We start from the raw sequence: 19730 nt of genomic DNA on the forward strand, positions 1-19730 counted from the left end.
CTACTGCCTTCCGTAGACGCGCTCCCCGGGTGACCAGCGGGTGACGGTGACGGGCGGGTACTCCACCCGCGCGGTGCCGTCGGGTTCACGATGGATGAGCGAATGGGCCAGGTACCGCTGGTCGTCCCGCGCAGGGAAGTCGGTGCGCTGGTGCGCGCCCCGCGACTCCTCGCGGCGCAGCGCACAGTGGACGATGCTCTCGGCCACGTCGAGCATGCACGACAGCTCCAGCAGAGAGATCAGTTCGGTGTTGAACGTCCGGCTGTGATCGTCGACGGCCGCACGGCCGAACCGCTCCCGCAGCCGCAGCATCGTCTCGGCCGCCTCGGCCAGGGAGGCCCGGTCCCGGTAGATCCCGGCGCCGCGCTCCATGGCGGTCTGCATCTCGGTACGGATGTCCGCGATGCGCTCCCGGCCCTCCGCCTGGCGCCCGGCCTCGCGCTCCAGCCTTCGGTGTTCGTCGCGGGCTTGCGCGAGGACGGCGACGCCTGGGCCGGCGCCCGCAGCTTCGCGGGCGTACTCGGCGGCGGCCCGGCCGGCGCGGGCGCCGAAGACCAGTAGCTCCGGGAGGGAGTTGGAGCCCAGCCGGTTGGCTCCGTTGATACTGACGCACGCCACCTCGCCTGCGGCGTACAGGCCGCCGAGTCCGGTGGCGCCCTCGATGTCGGTGTGGATGCCGCCCATCATGTAGTGGACCACGGGCCGCACGGGGACGAGCTCCTTGACCGGGTCGATGTTCTGGTACTTCAGGCACAGCTCCCGCACAAAGGGGAGCTTGGTGTCGATGAGCTCGGCGCCGAGATGGCGCAGGTCCAGATGGACGACCGGGCCGTGCGGCGTGGGGATGGTCCTGCCCTTGTCGAGTTCGTGCACGAACGCCTGGGACAGCCGGTCCCGCGGTCCCAGCTCCATGCTGCGCAGGACCGGCCCCGGTGCGGGCTTGCCGAGGTCGTAGTCCTGCAGATAGCGGTAGCCGTCCTTGTTGAGCAGCCTGCCGCCCTCGGCGCGTGCTGCCTCCGTGATCAGGATGCCGGTGAAGGGCAGACCGGTGGGGTGGTACTGGACGAACTCCATGTCCTTCAGCGGTGCGCCCGCCCGGTAGGCAAGGGCCATGCCGTCGCCGGTCTTGATATTGGCGTTGGTGGTGAACGGGTAGACCCGGCCACAGCCGCCCGTGCACACGATGACGGCGTTGGCGGTGATGGTCTCGACCCGGCCGGTGGCCAGCTCGACGGCCACCACGCCTCGCACTTTCCCCTCGTCGACCAGCAGAGTACTGACGAACCATTCGTCGTACCGCACGATGTCGCGGTAGGACAGCGCGGTCTGGAACAGCGTGTGCAGGAGGTGGAACCCGGTCTTGTCGGCCGCATACCAGGTGCGCATCTTCTTCATGCCGCCGAAGGCCCGTACCGCGATCCGCCCGTCCGGCCGGCGGCTCCACGGACAGCCCCAGTGCTCCAGGCGGAGCAGTTCGCGCGGGGCCTCGCGTACGAAGGCCTCGACGGTGTCCTGGTCGCACAGCCAGTCCCCGCCGGACACGGTGTCGTACGCGTGCTCGTCCAGGCTGTCGTCGTCTCCGGCGACCGCGGCGGCACCGCCCTCCGCGGAGACCGTGTGGCTGCGCATCGGATAGACCTTGGAGATGACCGCCACGCTCAGCCGGGGATCGGTCTCGGCGACGGCGATGGCCGCACGCAGTCCGGCGCCTCCGCCACCGATCACCACGACATCGAAGAAAGCGTTCATGTTCACGCCTCGTGCTCGGCGCTGCGCTCGTCCACCAGGACCTTGCCGTCGTGGTGAACGGCCTTGACGCCCACACTGCCGTCGTGGAATTCATGACGGATCAGACGGCAGCCACATGCGTAGGTCACCTCGTCGATGAACAGCCCAGCCCCGTCGTCCTCCTGGTAGCGCAGCCCGTCGACGATGCGGCCGCACAAGGCCCGCTCCTCGGTGAAATCAATGGTGTTGCCGACCACAGCCATCTCCTCGGCAGCTGTTGTCCAGCCGCCTGCGGAATCACGGTCCGCGGCCACAGAGGCATCCTCTGCAGCTGGGGTGACGCTCACTTGCGAGAGTAACGCCGGGATCCCACCCCCGCATGCGACGGGACGGCCGCCGCGACGGCAGGCAAAACGACAATATCTTGCCCGAGTCGAGGCGTTCGGCCTCCCGTCCGGCCCCCTCCTCGGAGCGCGTCCAAAAGAGTGGGGTGTCCCGGCAGGGAGTTTGTTTCTGCCGCAACGTGGTCTCCATGAGTACGTTGACCTGCTGGAACATCGCGACCAAGTCACTTTACGTGGAGATTCGTTCATGACGGAAAAGAGACGGTCCACGACCATCCGGTCCCTCGTCGCAAGTACGGTTTCCGTGATCGCATTCACAGGGTGCTCGATGAACCACAATGAGGCATCAGGCGGCGGAGCAAGCGCTGCCGCTGCACCTGCTCCCTCCCCGACGGAACAGGTCGACAAGGACGCGGCGAAGGCCCTGCGTGAGGAATTGTCGCAAGTCGGACCCGAGAAATTCACTGCAGCGGATTACAAACCGGGCGACGTTCAGCACATCGTCCTTTTCAAATTCAAGCCGGACACGCCCCCAGAGAAACAGGCCGAGACGATGAAGCGGTTCCGTTCTCTCCTGACACAGGCAACCCGCGACGGGAAGCCGTACATCACGTCCCTGGATTCAGGCATCCAGACAAGCGGTGAGGAGACTGGACAGGGCATGAAACAGGGTTACGTCCTGACGTTCGCCTCCGAAGGCGATCGGAACTATTACGTGGGAAAACCTGTCGTCACTGATCCGAAATTCTATGACCCAGCACACGAGTCGTTCAAGAGTTTCGTCCGGCCACTCCTTGACGGTGCTATCGTTTTTGATTTCAACGCGAACAAGTAATCGATCAGTATCCGGCGATCGAGGTCGGCCACCCTGGGGGTGGGCGTGCCCACCGTCATGGAGATCCTGCGGCACACCCGGATCAGCCGGACCCGCCGGTTGAGACCGCGGACAGCCGCGCGGCCCGCGCCCGCCGCCGTCGTCGCATCCACTGAACGAAGAAGCCCAGCTCAGACGGAGTCCGAGCTGGGCTTCAGTGGAGCCGCCTTCGGGATTCGAACCCGAGACCTACGCATTACGAGTGCGTTGCTCTGGCCAACTGAGCTAAGGCGGCAAGCTGCCGATATACCCGTTCCCGGCAGGAGCAGGCTCGCATCAGCAGCGGCGCTAAGTCTACAGGGTTAAACGGGGTGCCCCTGACCAGCCCCTGGGCCGGTCCGTGGGGCGGTCCCTGGGCCGGTCCGTGGGGCACCCGTCGCGGTCAGCACTTCTTGCCCGCCGGCGGCGGCGTCCCCTCCAGCAGGTAGGCGTTGATCGCCGTGTCGACGCAGTCGCTGCCGCGCCCGTACGCCGTGTGACCGTCGCCGTCGTAGGTGAGCAGGGTGCCGGAGGAGAGCTGGTCGGCGAGTGCCCGGGCCCATTTGTACGGGGTGGCCGGGTCGCGGGTCGTGCCGACGACCACGATCGGGTCGGCTCCATTCGCCTCGATGCGGTGCGGGGAGCCGGTGGCCGGGGTGGGCCAGTAGGCGCAGTTCAGGGAAGCCCAGGCGAAGCCCTCGCCGAAGACCGGGGAGGCCTTTTCGAAGTCGGCGACGGCGGACGAGACCTGGGCCGGGGTGGTGAAGGCGGGGGGCAGGTCGAGACAGTTCACGGCGGCGTTGGCGTACATCAGGTTCGAGTACGAGCCGTCTCCCGACCGCTCGTAGTACGTGTCGGACAGTGCCAGCAGCCCGGCGCCGTCGCCGTTCATGGCCTTGGTGAGGCCCTCCCGGAGCTGCGGCCAGGCTGCCTCGTCGTACATCGCGGCGATCACCCCCGTCGTGGCCAGTGACTCGGTGAGCTCGCGGCGCTCGCCGGTCCGGACCGGGGCGGCGTCGACCTTGGCGAAGAAGGCCTTCAGCCGGGCCGACGCGTCCTTTGTGGAGGCGGTGCCGAGCGGGCAGTCCGTGCGCTGGATGCAGTCGGCGGCGAAGGACTGGAACGCCGTCTCGAAACCCGCGGTCTGGTCGCGGTTCATCCGGCGGGCCGGCAGGGAGGGGTCCATCGCCCCGTCGAGGACGAGCCGGCCGACCCGGTCCGGGAACAGCTCGGCGTAGGTCGCGCCGAGGAACGTGCCGTACGACGCCCCGACGTACGACAGCTTCTCGTCGCCCAGTACGGCTCGCAGGATGTCCATGTCCCGCGCGGCCTCGACCGTCGAGACATGCGGGAGGACCGTGGCGGACCGCGACTCGCAGCCTGCCGCGAAGCCCTTGTACGCCGTGCTCAGCTTGTTGATCTCGGCTTTGTCGTCGGGAGTCTGGTCGCTCTGCGTGTACGTGTCCATCGCTTTGCCGGCGAGACATTCGACGGGTTCACTGCGGGCCACGCCCCGCGGGTCGATGGCCACCACGTCGTACCGGGCCCGGACCGGGGCGGGGTAGCCGATGCCCGCGTACCCCTGGAGGTAGCCGATCGCCGAACCGCCCGGCCCTCCTGGGTTGACCAGCAGAGAGCCGATGCGCTTGCCCGGCCCGGTGGCCTTCACCCGGGACACGGCAAGCCTGACCGAGGGGCCGTTCGGCTCGGCGTAGTCCAGCGGGGCCTTGAGCGTGGCGCACTGGAAGCCGGGCACACCACAGTCCCGCCAGCTCAGCCGCTGCTCGTAGAACGGCTTGAGCGCGGCCGTCGGCACCGGCGAGGGCGCGGCCGCTCCTGTCGCCGGCGGCTCGAACCCCTGCGAGGTGGAACTACCGCTGCTGCACCCCGATACAAGCAGCCCCAGGGCTGTGGCGAGCGCGATGGCCGAGGTCCGGAGGAACTGCCTGTTGTCCATCCTCGGAGCCTAACCGGCTGAATGCCGGAACATACCCCTTCACTCCCATATGGGTGATTCCGTGGAAGCCGGTGCGGGCACCGGCTTGGGACAGGTCAGCCCGCGCGGAGTGCCATCGTCATGGCCTCCACCGCAAGCAGCGGCGACACATTCGCGTCCAGGGCCTCACGGCAGGCCAGGATCGCTTCTATCCGGCGCAGGGTCCGCTCCGGGCTGGAGCCGCGGGCGACACGGTCGAGCGCATCCCACACGTCCTCGTTCGCGAGAGCGACCGCGGAACCCAGCTGAAGCGCGAGCACGTCCCGGTAAAAGCCGGTCAGGTCGGTGAGCGCGAGGTCGAGGCTGTCGCGCTGGGTGCGGGTCTTGCGGCGCTTCTGCCTGTCCTCCAGCTCCTTCATCGCCCCGGCCGTGCCGCGCGGCATCCGGCCGCCCGCCGCCGCGCCCAGGGCTGCCTTGAGCTCCTCGGTCTCCTTGACGTCGATCTCCTCCGAGACCTGCTTGGCGTCCTCCGCGGCGGAGTCGACCAGCTCCTGCGCGGCCCTGAGACAGCCGCCCACGTCCTCGATGCGCAGCGGGAGCTTGAGGACGACGGCGCGGCGGGCCCGGGCCCGTTCGTCCGTGGCGAGCCGTCGGGCCCGGCCGATGTGGCCCTGGGTCACCCGGGCGGCGACCGTCGCCGCCTCGGGCTCGATGCCGTCGCGCCGTATGAGGACGTCCGCGACGGCCGCGACGGGCGGGGTACGGAGCGTGAGGTGGCGGCAGCGGGACCGGATCGTCGGCAGCACATCCTCGAGGGACGGCGCGCAGAGCAGCCAGACCGTGCGCGGGGCAGGCTCCTCGACGGCTTTCAGCAGCACATTGCCCGCGCCCTCCGTGAGCCGGTCGGCGTCCTCCAGGACGATGACCTGCCAGCGGCCCACCGCGGGCGAGAGCTGCGCGCGGCGGACCAGGTCACGGGTCTCCTTCACACCGATGGAGAGCAGATCGGTGCGGACCACCTCGACGTCCGCGTGCGTACCGACCAGGCTGGTGTGGCAGCCGTCGCAGAATCCACAGCCTGGCGCGCCGCCCAGCGCGCGGTCCGGGCTGGTGCACTGCAGAGCGGCCGCGAACGCCCGCGCGGCGGTGGAGCGGCCGGATCCGGGCGGGCCGGTGAACAGCCAGGCATGGGTCATCTTGGACGCGTCGGGCGGCTGCTCGCCCGCCGCCTGCGCCGTGACGAACGCGTCGGCGTCCCGGGCAGCGGCGGCGAGCTGCGCCTGGACACGCTCCTGCCCGACCAGCTCGTCCCATACGGCCATGCAGCCGTCACCGCCTTCCGACGTCGTGCGAGGGGTTGCTGCGGATCCCTTGCGGATTCCTCTTGCGGATTCCCATTGTGGGGCAGGGGTCCGACAGCCCCCGCCACCTGTGGACAACGCGTGCACGCCCTCGACGTGGGCAGGCAAGATCCGAAAGACAGGGCCTAGCTAGCCCCGCCGCCCGTAACGGCCGTTCTCGTCGTCGTCGTGCGGGCCCAGCAGCTCGTCCGCCAGGGTCGGGAGGTCGTCCAGCGGGGTCTCCTCCGCCCAGTCGGAGCGGCGGCGCGGCCGTCCCTCGTCGTCGACCTGCGGCAGCTCACGGGTTCGGTCGGCCGCGCCCGTCGGCTGCTCGTCCCGGAAGATGCCCGGGGGCACGCGATGTGCCGGGGCGGTGTCCCGTACGGGCGGAAGCACCGCTGTCTCGTCCGCCGTGGCACCGGCTCCGGAAGCACCGGCTCCGGAGGTGCCGGCGTCCCGTACGGGCGGCAGGACCGCGGTCTCATCGGCCGCGGCCGTCGGACCCTCGTCCCGCACCGGGGGAAGCACCGTCGTCTCCGCAGCCCCCGAGACCGCCCCCGAAGCCGCGTCCGAAGCCGCGTCCGGGACCTGCGGCAGGACCGTCGTCTCCTCGTCCTGCTTCGTCATCTCGACGCGCGGGCGCGGCTCGGCGGCGGGCGGCAGCGGCGTTTCCACCGTCTGCGTCACATCGTTCGCTCCGGGCGCCACCACAGGCGTGGGCACAGTGGTCTCCGCAGCGGTCGCCGCAGTCGCGGCAGCCGCCGCCTCCGCGGCCCTGCGGGCCTCCTCCGCCCGCAGCAAAGCCTCCTCCGCCTTGCGCTGCTTCTCGCGGCGCCGCTCCTCCGCCTCCGCGCGCAGACGGGCCTCTTCCTCGGCCTGCCGACGACGACGCTCCGCCTCCTCCCGGCGGATCTTCTCCTCGGCCTCACGCCGACGCCGCTCCTCCTCGGCCAGCCGCCGCGCCTCCTCGGCGCGCTGCCTGGCCTCCTCCGCCTGCCGTTCGGCCTCGCGCTGCCGCGCCTCCTCCAGCTCGCGGCGCTTGCGCTCCTCCTCCTCGGCACGCAGCTTGGCGAGCTGCTCCTGGCGCTCGCGCTCCAGGCGCTCCTCCTCCGCCTTCCGGGCGGCCTCTTCCTCGGCCTTGCGGCGGACCTCCTCCTCGGCGGCCTTCCGCGCCTCCTCCTGGGCCTTCACCTCGGCTTCGGAGAGCGGCAGCATCTGGTCGAGCCGGTGCCGTACGACCGTGGTCACGGACTCCGGTTCCTGGCCCGCGTCCACCACCAGGTAGCGGCCCGGGTCGGCCGCGGCCAGGGTCAGGAATCCGGCCCGTACCCGCTGATGGAACTCCGCGGGCTCGGACTCCAGCCGGTCCGGCGCCTCCGTGAACCGCTCCCGGGCGGTCTCCGGGGAGACGTCGAGCAGCACCGTCAGGTGCGGAACGAGCCCGTCCGTGGCCCAGCGCGAGATCCGGGCGATCTCGGTCGGGGACAGATCGCGGCCCGCGCCCTGGTAGGCGACGGACGAGTCGATGTACCGGTCGGAGATGACGATCGCGCCGCGCTTCAGCGCCGGCCGGACGACCGTGTCGACGTGCTCGGCGCGGTCGGCAGCGTACAGCAGCGCCTCCGCGCGGTGCGACAGACCGGCCGACGAGACGTCGAGCAGGATCGAGCGGAGTCGCTTGCCGACCGGCGTCGCGCCCGGTTCGCGAGTGACGACGACCTCGTGGCCCTTGGCGCGGATCCACTCCGCGAGCGCATCCACCTGCGTGGACTTGCCCGCGCCGTCGCCACCCTCGATGGCGATGAAGAAGCCGGTGGCGGAGGGCGCCTGCGCCGGGTCCGCGCCGCGCCGGACCGCGTCGGCCAGATCGCGGCGCAGCGGCACGCCGGAGCGGTCGTCGGTCCTGGCGAGGACGATCACGGCGACCGGCAGCAGCAGCGCGCCGACCAGCATCAGGGTGAAGGCGGCGCCGCCGTGCGCGAAGACGAAGTCGCCGCTGGCGAGGCGGTGCGGGCCGATCGCGGCGGCGAGCAGCGGGGCGGCGATCGCGCCGAGAGCGATCGAGACCCGGACGACGGCCTGCAGATGCTCGGTGATCCGCGGGCGCCGGTACTCCTCGGTCTCCAGGTCGATGAGTGCGTGCCCGGTGGCCGCAGCGACTCCGGCCGCGCCGCCCGCGAGGACGGCGAGGAACAGCACGGTCGCCGTGTCCGGTACGAGTCCGAGGGCCAGCAGCGCGATACCCGCGACGGCGATGGCAAGCGCCAGCAGCCGGCGGCGCGACAGGGCGGGCAGCACGGCCTTGGCGCCGCGGATGCCCAGGCCCGTCCCGCCGGTCAGCGCGAGGACGAGCAGCGCGAAGGCGACCGGGCCGCCGCCCAGATCACGAGCGTGCAGTACGGCGACGGCCGCGGCGGAGGCGATGGCTCCGGCGACCGAGGCGCAGGCCAGGACGAGCAGCGGCACCGCGCCCGTACGGCCCTTGTCGAGTCCGCTGCCCGTGGACGGGCGGCGCAGGCCCTCAAGGGGAGAACGGGGGCGCGGAGTCTGCGCGTCCGGAAGCTCGATGGCAGACAGGACGGACAACGAAGCGGCGAAGAGCCCCGCCGCGACGTACGACCCGAGGGCCGCCTGGTGGAGCGAGAACCACTCGATGCCGGAGCCGAGCAGATTGCCGATCAGCGTGGCGACGAGCAGGACGGCGGCCCCTGCGGGGATCACCGCGAAGGCGGTACGGAGGGAGAGCCGGCGCAGCGCGTCATGGTGATCCGGAAGCGGCCGTACCGCGGCACCTTCCAGGGGCGGCGCGGGCAGCAGGGCGGGCGCCGCGCTCTCCCGGGCCACCGTCCAGAACCGCTCGGCGACACCGGCGACGAAGACCGTCGCCAGGAGATACGCGAGAGCGCTGTCCGGGGTCCAGTCGATCCACAGCGGGGCGATGACCAGCAGTGCGATGCGGACGCCGTCGGCCCCGATCATCGTCCAGCGGCGGTCGAGCGGGCCGCTGGGCGCCGTGAGTGCCGTGAGCGGACCGAGCAGCACCGCTCCGAAGAGGAGGGTGGCGAGGATACGGGCGCCGAACACGGCGGAGACGGCGAAGGCGGCACCTCGGTACCCACCGCCGAACGCGCCTTCGAAGACCGCCGCCTGAAGCGCCAGCAGGACCAGCACCAGCAGCGCCAGGGCATCACCGATGCCGCCGACGAGCTGCGCACCCCACAGGCGCCGCAGCGCGGGTACGCGCAGCAGCGCCCTGACGGCGCGCTCGCGTGAATCCGCGGCTAGGGCGTCTGCGGCAAGTGCACCGGGGTCAGAGGTGGGGCTCTGGGCCGTTGGCTGCTCGGCTCGCGTCATCCGCCCAGCCTATCCGGAGCGCATTGCTCCCCGGAGGCCCAGCCCGAACAAATGGGCGGCGATCTGGCGGTGATCCGACGGAAGAGGCGATCTGACGGAAAGAACGGAAGGGGTGCCACCCCCAGGGTGGCACCCTTCCGCTACTGCTGGTGCTCGTCCGAGGCGGACGACTCCCGCCGCTACTCCTCCGAGGCGGACGAGTTCGTGGCCGCCGTCTTCTTCGCAGCTGTCTTCGCAGCCGTCTTCGCCGTCGTCTTCTTGGCGGTCGTGGTCTTTGCGGTCGTCTTCTTCGCGGCGGTCTTCTTGGCCGTCGTCGTCTTCTTCGCAGCCGTCTTCTTGGCCGCCGTCTTCTTCGCGGGAGCCTTCTTGGCGGCCTTCTTCGCCGGTCCCTTGGCGCGCTTCTCGGCGAGCAGCTCGTAGCCGCGCTCCGGAGTGATCTCCTCCACGCTGTCGCCGGTCCGCAGGGTCGCGTTGGTCTCGCCGTCGGTGACGTACGGACCGAAGCGGCCGTCCTTCACCACGACCGGACGCTCGCTCACCGGGTCCGTGCCCAGTTCCTTCAGAGGCGGCTTGGCCGCGGCACGGCCCCGCTGCTTGGGCTGGGCGTAGATCGCCAGCGCCTCGTCCAGCGTGATGCTGAAGAGCTGGTCCTCGGTCTCCAGGGAGCGCGAGTCCGTGCCCTTCTTCAGGTACGGGCCATAGCGGCCGTTCTGGGCGGTGATCTCCACGCCTTCGGCGTCCTTGCCGACGACGCGCGGCAGCGACATCAGCCTGAGCGCGTCCTCCAGCGTCACCGTATCGAGAGACATCGACTTGAAGAGCGAGGCGGTCCGCGGCTTGACCGCGTTCTTGCCGGTCTTCGGTGTGCCCTCGGGCAGGATCTCCGTGACGTACGGGCCGTAACGGCCGTCCTTCGCGACGATCTCGTTCCCGGTGACCGGGTCCTTGCCCAGCTCGAAGTCGCCGCTCGGCTTGGCCAGCAGCTCCTCCGCCAGCTCGACGGTCAGCTCGTCGGGCGCGAGGTCGGCGGGGACGTCGGCGCGCTGGTGGCCCTCCGACTCCTTCTCGCCGCGCTCCACGTACGGGCCGTACCGGCCGACGCGCAGCACGATGTCGTTGCCGACCGGGAAGGACGAGATCTCGCGTGCGTCGATCGCACCGAGGTCGGTGACGAGCTCCTTGAGGCCACCGAGGTGGTCGCCGTCGCCGTTCCCCGCCTCGGCGGCGCCACCCTCTCCCGTGCCCTCGCCGAAGTAGAACCGCTTCAGCCACGGCACCGCCTGGGCCTCGCCCCGCGCGATGCGGTCGAGGTCGTCCTCCATCTTGGCGGTGAAGTCGTAGTCGACCAGCCGGCCGAAGTGCTTCTCCAGCAGGTTGACCACGGCGAAGGAGAGGAACGACGGCACGAGCGCCGTCCCCTTCTTGAAGACGTATCCGCGGTCGAGGATCGTGCCGATGATCGACGCGTACGTCGACGGGCGGCCGATCTCGCGCTCTTCCAGCTCCTTGACCAGGCTGGCCTCGGTGTAGCGGGCCGGCGGCTTGGTCGCGTGGCCGTCCGCCGTGATCTCCTCGGCGGTCAGCGCGTCGCCCTCGGCGACCTGCGGCAGCCGGCGCTCCCGGTCGTCCAGCTCGGCGTTGGGGTCGTCCGCGCCCTCGACGTACGCCTTCATGAAGCCGTGGAACGTGATCGTCTTGCCGGAGGCCGAGAACTCGGCGTCCCGGCCGTCGGAGCCGACGCCACCGATCTTGACGGTGACGGAGTTGCCGACCGCGTCCTTCATCTGGGAGGCAACGGTCCGCTTCCAGATGAGCTCGTAGAGCCGGAACTGGTCGCCGGTCAGCCCCGTCTCGGCCGGAGTGCGGAAACGATCGCCCGACGGACGGATCGCCTCGTGCGCCTCCTGCGCGTTCTTGACCTTTCCGGCGTACGTGCGCGGCTTCTCCGGCAGGTAGTCGCCGCCGTACAGCTGCGTGACCTGCGCCCGGGCCGCCGCGACGGCGGTGTCGGACAGCGTGGTCGAGTCCGTACGCATATAGGTGATGAAGCCGTTCTCGTACAGCTTCTGCGCGACCTGCATCGTGGCCTTGGCCCCGAAGCCCAGCTTGCGCGACGCCTCCTGCTGGAGGGTGGTCGTACGGAACGGGGCGTACGGCGAGCGGCGGTACGGCTTCGACTCGACCGAGCGGACCGAGAACGAGGCGTTCTCCAGCGCGGCCCTGAGGGCGCGCGCGTTCGCCTCGTCGAGGTGCAGCACCTGGCCGGACTTGAGCCTGCCGTCCGGGCCGAAGTCCCGGCCCTGGGCGACACGCTGCCCGTCGACGCTGCTCAGACGAGCCGTGAAGGCCGACGGGTCGGACGCTCCCCCAGCCTCCGGCCGGGGGGACCCCCATCCGGCGCGGGCGGTGGAGAACGTGCCGGTCAGGTCCCAGTACTCGGCGGAGCGGAAGGCGATGCGCTCGCGCTCGCGCTCGACGACGAGGCGGGTCGCCACGGACTGAACGCGGCCCGCCGACAGCCGCGGCATGACCTTCTTCCAGAGAACCGGCGAGACCTCGTAGCCGTAGAGGCGGTCGAGGATACGGCGTGTCTCCTGGGCGTCGACCATACGCTTGTTGAGCTCGCGCGGGTTGGCGACGGCCTCGCGGATCGCGTCCTTGGTGATCTCGTGGAAGACCATCCGGTGGACGGGGACCTTGGGCTTGAGGACTTCGAGGAGGTGCCAGGCGATGGCCTCGCCCTCGCGGTCCTCATCGGTGGCGAGGTAGAGCTCGTCGGACTCGGCGAGCTGCTCCTTGAGCTTCCTGACCTGCGCCTTCTTGTCGGCGTTGACGACATAGATCGGCTGGAAGTCGCGCTCGACGTCCACGCCGAGCCGGCGGACCTCGCCGGTGTACTTCTCGGGGACCTCGGCCGCGCCGTTCGGGAGGTCGCGGATGTGCCCGACGCTTGCCTCGACGACATAGCCGGGGCCGAGGTAGCCCTTGATCGTCTTCGCCTTGGCAGGCGACTCGACGATGACGAGTCGGCGGCCGCCCTGTGCGGTCTCGCTGGTCGGGGACAACTTCGCTCTTCTCTCCGGTCGACGCTCGGTGGTCACGTACGGCGTACAAGGCACGACGTACGGCCGCACTGCACTGCTGTCGCTGCGGAGTGTGACGGTACAACCCGCCCCCGTGTCAAACGGCAAAAGCTCGCAACGGCCACTCGAACGGTAACCCGACTCCAGGCATTCCTGCCGCCCGGACTCCCACTGTGTGCGTCAGGGCGTGCCGGGCGGGGTCCGGCCCGGAAGGCGTTCAGGCGCGGCTGAAGCACCAGACGCCGGCGACCAGGAACAGGGCCCCGAAGATCGCTGCGAGGGTGGCCGCCGTGGCGGGATTCACGCCGTGCGCGACCGGTGCGCGGTGCAGGACGCGTGCTCCCGTCCACACCAGCAGTGCGGCTCCGAACAGCGCGAACGCCGTTCCCGCGAAGATCGCCGGACCGCTCTCCATATGCGTCTCCCACTCCTCGGCCTGATCCCGGGACGCCGGGGCCGAGACTGACACCTCCGGGCGTCGCCCACGCGAATTCCGGGTGAACGCACTACGGGTTCACCCGGCCGGCGCCGCCCCGAGCCCACCCCGGAAGAACGCCTTCAGCAGGCTGCCCGCCCCAGACAGGAGGTTTTCCGGAGCCCGCCCGTCCGGGCCGGTTCCGCGCCGACGGCGAACCGGGCCGGAGCCGGTCGGGCCTCCTGGCGGTTCCCCGCCGGAGCATTGCAGCCATTGCCCGCCACGCGAACAATGGCCAATTTCGTACGAGAAATGTCGGCCGGCGGGGGGCGGGACCGACTTGCGGCGGCCGGAAGGGGCTGCTCGGGCTGCGAGCGCCCCCCTCAGTCGCCGGCGCGTGCAGACTCGTCGCCGGAGCGTGCGGGCTCCAGGAAGCCTTCCTGGACCAGGAGTCTGATCGCCTCCGGCGTACGGTCCCGCAGCATCACCGGGTCCTCGCCGACGAGCTGCGCGATGGCGTCGAGGATCCGCCCGGCGCTCAGCGTGCCGTCGCAGACGCCCGCGAAACCCGCGCCTACCGTGTCCACCTTCGTGGCACGCCGCATGCCCCGGTTCTGCCGCAGCACGACGTGCTCGGGGTCCTCGGCGCCGGGCAGCCCGACCTGCTCCTGCACCACTTCGTCCGCCAGCACGAAATGCTCGGCGAGCAGCGCCGCGTCGTCGTGCGTCCGGAGATAGTCCTGCCGCGCGAAGTGGGCCCCCACGGTCTCGCCGAGGGGCTGCTCGACGGGGTGCGGCCACTCCTCGACGACGATCGACGGCTGCTCCGCCCCGGACTTCCGGAGCGTGATCCAGCCGAAGCCGACCGCCTTGGTCCCGCGCGCCTCGAACTCGTCCAGCCACGCGTCGTACCGCGCCGTGTACTCCTCGGGAGCGGTGCGGTGGTCACCGCTGTCCCGCAGCCACAGCTCGGCGTACTGCGTCACGTCCTGCACCTCGCGCTGCACGATCCAGGCATCGCACCCGCGCGGCACCCAGGAGCGCACCCGCTCCTGCCAGTCCTCCCCTTCCACGTGCTGCCAGTTGGCGAGGAACTGCGCGAACCCCCCTTCGTTCAGCCGCTCCCCCGACTGCTGAACGAGCGAGCGGCAGAGATCGTCCCCGCCCATCCCGCCGTCCCGGTAGGTGAGCCGGGCGCCGGGAGAGATGACGAAGGGCGGATTCGACACGATCAGGTCGTACGTCTCCGACTCGACCGGCGCGAAGAGCGAGCCCTCCCGCAGATCGGCCTCGGGTGCCCCGGACAGCGCGAGGGTGAGCCGGGTGAACGCCAGCGCCCGGGGGTTCAGATCGGTGGCCGTGACGCGGGTGGCGTGCCGGGTGGCGTGCAGAGCCTGGATGCCGGAGCCCGTACCGACGTCGAGGGCGGAGGTCACGGGCGTACGCACCGTGATCCCGGCGAGCGTGGTGGACGCCCCACCGACGCCGAGCACGACGCCCTCCCCCTGGCCGCCGGCCCCGCCGGCCCCGCCGACCGCACAGCCCAGGTCGGAGACGATGAACCAGTCCTGCCCTTCGGGGCCGCCGTACGGGCGCACATCCACCGTCGCCCGGATACCGTCGCCGCCCTTGACCACCCAGCCGTCGGCGAGCGCCTCGTCCAGCGGCAGCGCGGCCCGCGCACGCTCGGGCGCCACCGTCCGTTGCAGCAGGAAGAGCCGTACGAGGGTTTCCAGAGGTGAGTCGCCTCGGGTAGCGCGCACCGCCGGCACGGTCTCGCTGCGGGCGAGCGCCGCGTATGCGGGCGCGCCGAGCAGGTCGAGCAGCCCGTCGGCGGTGAAGTCGGCGGCGAGCAGGGCGTCGCGGAGCCGGGCGGACTGGTCGGGCACGGGGAGGCCTGAGGCAAGGCTGGTCGTACTCACGCGCCCATTCTCACCCGCGGGCCACGCCGCCCGCCCCTGCCGCGCGCATCCGGAGCCCCGGGATCCGGCCGGGGGCCGGCCGCCGGACGGGCGGGGGGCGAGGCGACGGGCGGGCGACCAGGCGGCTGGGCGACCAGGGCGGCCCCGGTGCGGACCCCGGGACCGGCCGGGATCAGTCGTACACGTGCTCCCGGTCCGGTCCGGTGGCTACTTCGAGGACACTTCCTAGGACGACTTCGAGGCGCCGGCGGACTTCGACGGGCCCGTGGCGTTCGACGGCTCGGCGGCCGGCTTCGACGAACCTGATCCCGGCTTCGTGGGCTCGCTCGTCGCACCGGTCGGCTTCACCGAGGGCTTGACCTTCTGGCAGCCCGGCTGCTGCCCCATCGCCTTGCCCAAGTCACCGGACTGCAGCTTGGCCAGGGCGTCCTGGTCCATCTTCTCGATCTTCTTCAGACCGTCCGCGATGTCCTGCAGCCCGTCGGCGAACTTCTGCTGGTCCTCCGGATCGAGCGCGTCCACCTGCTTCTTGAGGTTGAGGTAGGCCGTCGACGTGGCGTTGAGTTCCTTGACGGCGTCCTCTTGCAGCTTCTCGCCGTTGTCGACCGGCGGCACGCCGGCCGCCTGCACGGCCGTGGCCAGAGCCTTGTTCGCCTCGGCGATGTCCTGGAAGGCCTTCGAGTCGGCGGTCTGAATGTCTGCGGGCTTGCCGTCCGCGGCGGTCGAGATGATCGTCTGCTGGGCGTTGGCCCTCTTCTGGATCTGCGGCTGTGCCTGGTCGCAGACCGTCTTGGCCCAGGCATTCACCTTGCCGTCGCCGTCGTCGCTCGTGCAGCCCGACAGCGCGAGCACCAGTACCGCGCCGCCGGACAGCGCGGCCGCAAGCTTCTTGTTCACCTTCACCGCATCGGTCCCTTCCAAGGCTCTCGGCCCCGGAACATACACGCCAAGTGGGCGACAGCTGCATGCTGAACGTCCGGTATTTAGACTATTGCGCCCATTTGCACCAAGAGAGACAAGGCTCACCCGGCGCACGGAAATGGGCGGACGGCGCGTCAATCCGCGCCGCCCGCCCACGCCTTGAGCAGGCGTTTCTATTGCGGTGTGAGGTTTACTACGAAACGACCGCAGGGTCCGGTGACTTCGCCGACCGTTCGGCGGCGTTGTCTTCGTCACCCATGGCGACGGAACGTCGCTTGGAGATGTACACGGCACCGATGATGACCGCGATCGCCAGCGCCGCGACCGCGGCCCGTACGCCCGCGTTGGAGTCGTCCCCGTAGCTGAACTGCACCACCGCGGGCGCGATCAGCAGTGCCACCAGGTTCATCACCTTCAGCAGCGGGTTGATCGCGGGGCCCGCGGTGTCCTTGAACGGATCGCCGACCGTGTCGCCGATGACCGTCGCGGCATGCGCCTCGCTGCCCTTGCCGCCGTGGTGGCCGTCCTCGACGAGCTTCTTGGCGTTGTCCCACGCGCCACCGGAGTTGGCGAGGAAGACGGCCATGAGCGTGCCGGTGGCGATGGCACCCGCAAGGTACGAGCCCAGAGCGCCGACTCCGAAGGTGAAGCCGACCGCGATCGGCGCCATCACGGCGAGCAGGCCGGGTGTGGCCAGTTCGCGCAGCGCGTCCTTGGTGCAGATGTCGACGACGCGTCCGTACTCCGGCTTCTCGCTGTAGTCCATGATCCCGGGATGCTCGCGGAACTGCCGCCGCACCTCGTAGACCACCGAACCGGCCGACCGGGAGACCGCGTTGATCGCCAGCCCGGAGAAGAGGAACACGACGGCCGCACCGAGGACCAGGCCCACCAGGTTGTTGGGCTGCGAGACGTCCAGGCTCAGGTTCATCTCCGCGGCCTTGGCACCCACCTCCGCGACGGAGGTGGCGATCGCATCGCGGTACGAGCCGAAGAGCGCCGCCGCGGCGAGAACGGCGGTCGCGATGGCGATGCCCTTGGTGATGGCCTTGGTGGTGTTGCCGACGGCGTCGAGGTCGGTCAGGACCTGCGCGCCCGCGCCCGTGACGTCACCCGACATCTCGGCGATGCCCTGGGCGTTGTCGGAGACCGGGCCGAAGGTGTCCATGGCGACGATGACACCGACGGTGGTGAGCAGCCCGGTACCGGCCAGCGCCACCGCGAACAGCGCGAGCATGATCGACGCACCGCCGAGCAGGAACGCCCCGTAGACGCCGAGACCGATCAACAGCGCGGTGTAGACGGCCGATTCGAGGCCGATGGAGATACCGGCGAGGACGACGGTGGCCGCGCCGGTGAGCGAGGACTTGCCGATGTCACGGACGGGACGACGGTTCGTCTCGGTGAAGTACCCCGTCAGCTGCTGGATGAGGGCGGCCAGCACAATGCCGATGGCGACGGCCACGAGCGCGAGGATGCGCGGGTCGCCGGCGTGGGCCTTGATCGCCACGTCGGTGACACCGTTCAGTTCCGCGTACGAGGACGGCAGATACACGAACACGGCCGCGGCCACCAGGACGAGCGAGATCACCGCAGAGATGAAGAATCCGCGGTTGATGGCCGTCATCCCGCTGCGGTCGGCGCGCCGCGGGGCGACCGCGAAGATACCGATCATCGCGGTGACCACGCCGATCGCCGGGACGATCAGCGGAAAGGCCAGGCCCAGATCACCGAAGGCGGCCTTGCCGAGGATGAGTGCGGCGACGAGCGTCACGGCGTACGACTCGAAGAGGTCGGCGGCCATGCCCGCGCAGTCGCCGACGTTGTCACCGACGTTGTCGGCGATGGTGGCGGCGTTGCGCGGGTCGTCCTCGGGGATGCCCTGCTCGACCTTGCCGACGAGGTCGGCGCCGACGTCCGCGGCCTTCGTGAAGATGCCGCCGCCGACACGCATGAACATGGCGATGAGCGCAGCGCCGAGGCCGAAGCCCTCGAGCACCTTGGGGGCGTCCGCGGCGTAGACGAGAACCACGCAGGAGGCACCGAGCAGGCCGAGGCCCACCGTGAACATGCCGACCACACCGCCCGTACGGAAAGCGATCTTCATGGCCTTGTGCGAGACGGCCGTCAGATCCTTTTCCGGCTCGCCCTCCGTCGGTGTCGCTTCACGCGCGGCCGCGGCCACACGGACATTGGCTCGTACGGCAAGACGCATGCCGATGTAACCGGTGACCGCCGAGAACAGCGCGCCCACCAGGAAAAATACCGAACGTCCGGCGCGCTGCGACCAGTTGTCGGCCGGCAGCAACATCAACAGGAAGAAGACCACGACGGCGAAGATGCCGAGCGTGCGCAACTGCCGTGTCAGATAGGCATTCGCGCCTTCCTGTACGGCTGCTGCGATCTTCTTCATGGAATCGGTGCCTTCACCGGCCGCCAGTACCTGGCGTACCAGCAGCTGGGCGACGATCAGCGCCGCCAGCGCCACGGCCGCGATGACAATGACGATCATCCGATTGTCATCGGTGAGCACCGCGGCTGCGAGAGAAGTGGGGTAGTCGGGCAGGTGTGGGTTGAAGAGCCCCGCCATTCGTCCTCCTTGACGTTCAGAGCTCAAGATGTGGACGGATTGTAGGGAGCGGATCCTGATCAAAACAGGGCGCGACAAATGGAATTGACCTTCAGTTGCTACTCAGCAAACTATCGCGGCTCAGGAATCCCCCCGAAAGCGGTAATGGGACAAAGGCATTGACGCTTGATCCATGATCTAGGGAAATGAAAAAGGCCCTGCTCAGCAGGGCCTCTCGAAGGAGCGGGCGAACGCGCCGACGTCAGCGTGACGCGGCCGGACGGTCATACCGTCATGGCACGATCGTGGCCGGATTCTTGGGCCAGCTCATACGGATGACGCCGCCGTGCTCCCCGGACGTCACCTCGACGTCGTCGACGAGCCCACTGATCACCGCGAGGCCCATCTGGTCATCGCCGTCACTCTCCGTGTCCCGGGCCTGCTCTGCGGAACCGGTGCCCGGACCGGTCGCGCCGGTGTTTCCCTCAGGGGGGACCTCGTCGCCGACCTCGATGGAGAAGGTCTTCTCCTCCTCGGTCAGGACGACCCGGACGGGAGCGGTGATGCCACTGCTGCGGTGCAGCCCGACGGCCCGGCTGCACGCCTCGCCGACGGCGAGGCGGACCTCGTCCAGGACGGCCTCGTCGACCCCGGCACGGCGCGCCACGGCAGCGGCCACCAGGCGGGCGGTCCTGACGTGCTCGGGCTGAGCGCTGAAGCGGAGTTCAACGGTGGCCATGCGGTCCCCCTCGGACGTACGAGCGTGCGAGCGTGCTTCTCAGGGGCCCGGGCTTTCGCCCGGAACCCTTGCTTCCTCCGGAACCCCCGGAGGTCTCCGGAATCACCCGGAGCCTCCGGAGACCCGCCGGACGACTCAGTCGGTCGCCGCGACGGCCTCGTCCACCGTGGTGTGAATGGGGAACACCTTGGTCAGACCAGTGATCCGGAAGATCTTGAGAATGCGCTCCTGGTTGCAGACCAGGCGCAGCGAGCCTTCGTGCGCACGCACACGCTTGAGACCGCCCACAAGCACGCCGAGGCCGGTCGAGTCGAGGAAGTCCACACCCTCCATGTCGACAACCAGGTGGTAGCTGCCGTCGTTCACCAACTCGACCAACTGCTCGCGCAGCTTGGGCGCGGTATACACATCAATCTCGCCACCGACCTCGACGACCGTGCGGTCGCCGCCAGGGCCGGACACATTGCGAGTCGACAGGGACAGGTCCACGGATCCTCCAGCACCTTGCTATCGAGCGGTCGCCCCT

At 70.0% G+C, this 19730-nt stretch carries 13 protein-coding genes and 1 tRNA gene; 1 reads left to right on the forward strand and 13 read right to left on the reverse strand.

Going from position 1 to position 19730, the window contains the following annotated elements; all coding sequences use genetic code 11:
- On the reverse strand, positions 1 to 1749 hold the full coding sequence (frdA, locus tag AC0699_RS10550; RefSeq protein ID WP_478658172.1) for a fumarate reductase (quinol) flavoprotein subunit: 1749 nt from the start codon (positions 1747 to 1749) through the stop codon (positions 1 to 3).
- Positions 1750 to 1751: 2 nt separating this feature from the next.
- Positions 1752 to 2042 carry a hypothetical protein gene (locus AC0699_RS10555; protein WP_478658174.1) on the reverse strand — a complete coding sequence of 97 codons (291 nt, stop codon included), beginning with the start codon at positions 2040 to 2042 and terminating at the stop codon, positions 1752 to 1754.
- A gap of 358 nt (positions 2043 to 2400) precedes the next feature.
- Between AC0699_RS10555 and AC0699_RS10560 the strand changes: the two genes are divergently transcribed.
- Positions 2401 to 2907, forward strand: coding sequence for a Dabb family protein (locus AC0699_RS10560; protein ID WP_478658176.1), 507 nt, complete (start codon positions 2401 to 2403; stop codon positions 2905 to 2907).
- A gap of 197 nt (positions 2908 to 3104) precedes the next feature.
- On the opposite strand, the gene AC0699_RS10565 is transcribed toward AC0699_RS10560, so the two are convergent.
- From AC0699_RS10565 to AC0699_RS10615, 11 genes are all read right to left on the reverse strand, one after another.
- Positions 3105 to 3181, reverse strand: a tRNA-Thr gene (locus AC0699_RS10565).
- A gap of 147 nt (positions 3182 to 3328) precedes the next feature.
- Positions 3329 to 4882, reverse strand: a complete 1554-nt coding sequence (locus AC0699_RS10570) for an alpha/beta hydrolase (RefSeq protein ID WP_478658178.1) — start codon at positions 4880 to 4882, stop codon at positions 3329 to 3331.
- A gap of 95 nt (positions 4883 to 4977) precedes the next feature.
- Complete coding sequence (locus AC0699_RS10575; RefSeq protein ID WP_478658181.1) at positions 4978 to 6183, reverse strand: DNA polymerase III subunit delta'; 1206 nt, start codon at positions 6181 to 6183, stop codon at positions 4978 to 4980.
- Positions 6184 to 6351: 168 nt separating this feature from the next.
- On the reverse strand, positions 6352 to 9555 hold the full coding sequence (tmk, locus tag AC0699_RS10580; protein WP_478658183.1) for a dTMP kinase: 3204 nt from the start codon (positions 9553 to 9555) through the stop codon (positions 6352 to 6354).
- Positions 9556 to 9734: 179 nt separating this feature from the next.
- On the reverse strand, positions 9735 to 12620 hold the full coding sequence (topA, locus tag AC0699_RS10585; protein ID WP_478658185.1) for a type I DNA topoisomerase: 2886 nt from the start codon (positions 12618 to 12620) through the stop codon (positions 9735 to 9737).
- Positions 12621 to 12855: 235 nt separating this feature from the next.
- Entirely contained in the window at positions 12856 to 13053 is a 198-nt protein-coding gene (locus AC0699_RS10590; protein ID WP_453662250.1) for a hypothetical protein, read from the reverse strand.
- Between the two features lie 383 nt (positions 13054 to 13436).
- Positions 13437 to 14975: a DUF7059 domain-containing protein gene (locus tag AC0699_RS10595; RefSeq protein WP_478658188.1), complete on the reverse strand. Its 1539-nt coding sequence runs from the start codon at positions 14973 to 14975 to the stop codon at positions 13437 to 13439.
- A gap of 225 nt (positions 14976 to 15200) precedes the next feature.
- Entirely contained in the window at positions 15201 to 15872 is a 672-nt protein-coding gene (locus AC0699_RS10600; protein ID WP_478658556.1) for a small secreted protein, read from the reverse strand.
- Between the two features lie 217 nt (positions 15873 to 16089).
- Positions 16090 to 18486, reverse strand: coding sequence for a sodium-translocating pyrophosphatase (locus AC0699_RS10605; protein ID WP_478658191.1), 2397 nt, complete (start codon positions 18484 to 18486; stop codon positions 16090 to 16092).
- A gap of 271 nt (positions 18487 to 18757) precedes the next feature.
- A complete protein-coding gene (locus AC0699_RS10610) occupies positions 18758 to 19204 on the reverse strand; it encodes an ATP-binding protein (protein ID WP_478658193.1) in 447 nt (148 codons plus the stop codon).
- A 135-nt stretch (positions 19205 to 19339) separates the two neighbouring features.
- Positions 19340 to 19693 (reverse strand): STAS domain-containing protein, encoded by a 354-nt coding sequence (locus AC0699_RS10615; protein WP_003967428.1) that lies wholly within the window; start codon positions 19691 to 19693, stop codon positions 19340 to 19342.
- Positions 19694 to 19730 lie beyond the last annotated feature (37 nt).

This window comes from Streptomyces sp. NPDC043870 (assembly GCF_056435785.1).

What these genes read in the sequence shown, in the direction of transcription:
- AC0699_RS10590 (WP_453662250.1), bottom strand. Translation starts at nt 13,053, where the DNA reads ATGGAGAGCGGTCCGGCGATCTTCGCGGGAACGGCGTTCGCGCTGTTC.
- AC0699_RS10570 (WP_478658178.1), bottom strand. Translation starts at nt 4,882, where the DNA reads ATGGACAACAGGCAGTTCCTCCGGACCTCGGCCATCGCGCTCGCCACA.
- frdA (WP_478658172.1), bottom strand. Translation starts at nt 1,749, where the DNA reads ATGAACGCTTTCTTCGATGTCGTGGTGATCGGTGGCGGAGGCGCCGGA.
- AC0699_RS10610 (WP_478658193.1), bottom strand. Translation starts at nt 19,204, where the DNA reads ATGGCCACCGTTGAACTCCGCTTCAGCGCTCAGCCCGAGCACGTCAGG.
- AC0699_RS10605 (WP_478658191.1), bottom strand. Translation starts at nt 18,486, where the DNA reads ATGGCGGGGCTCTTCAACCCACACCTGCCCGACTACCCCACTTCTCTC.
- tmk (WP_478658183.1), bottom strand. Translation starts at nt 9,555, where the DNA reads ATGACGCGAGCCGAGCAGCCAACGGCCCAGAGCCCCACCTCTGACCCC.
- AC0699_RS10560 (WP_478658176.1), top strand. Translation starts at nt 2,401, where the DNA reads ATGAACCACAATGAGGCATCAGGCGGCGGAGCAAGCGCTGCCGCTGCA.
- AC0699_RS10575 (WP_478658181.1), bottom strand. Translation starts at nt 6,183, where the DNA reads ATGGCCGTATGGGACGAGCTGGTCGGGCAGGAGCGTGTCCAGGCGCAG.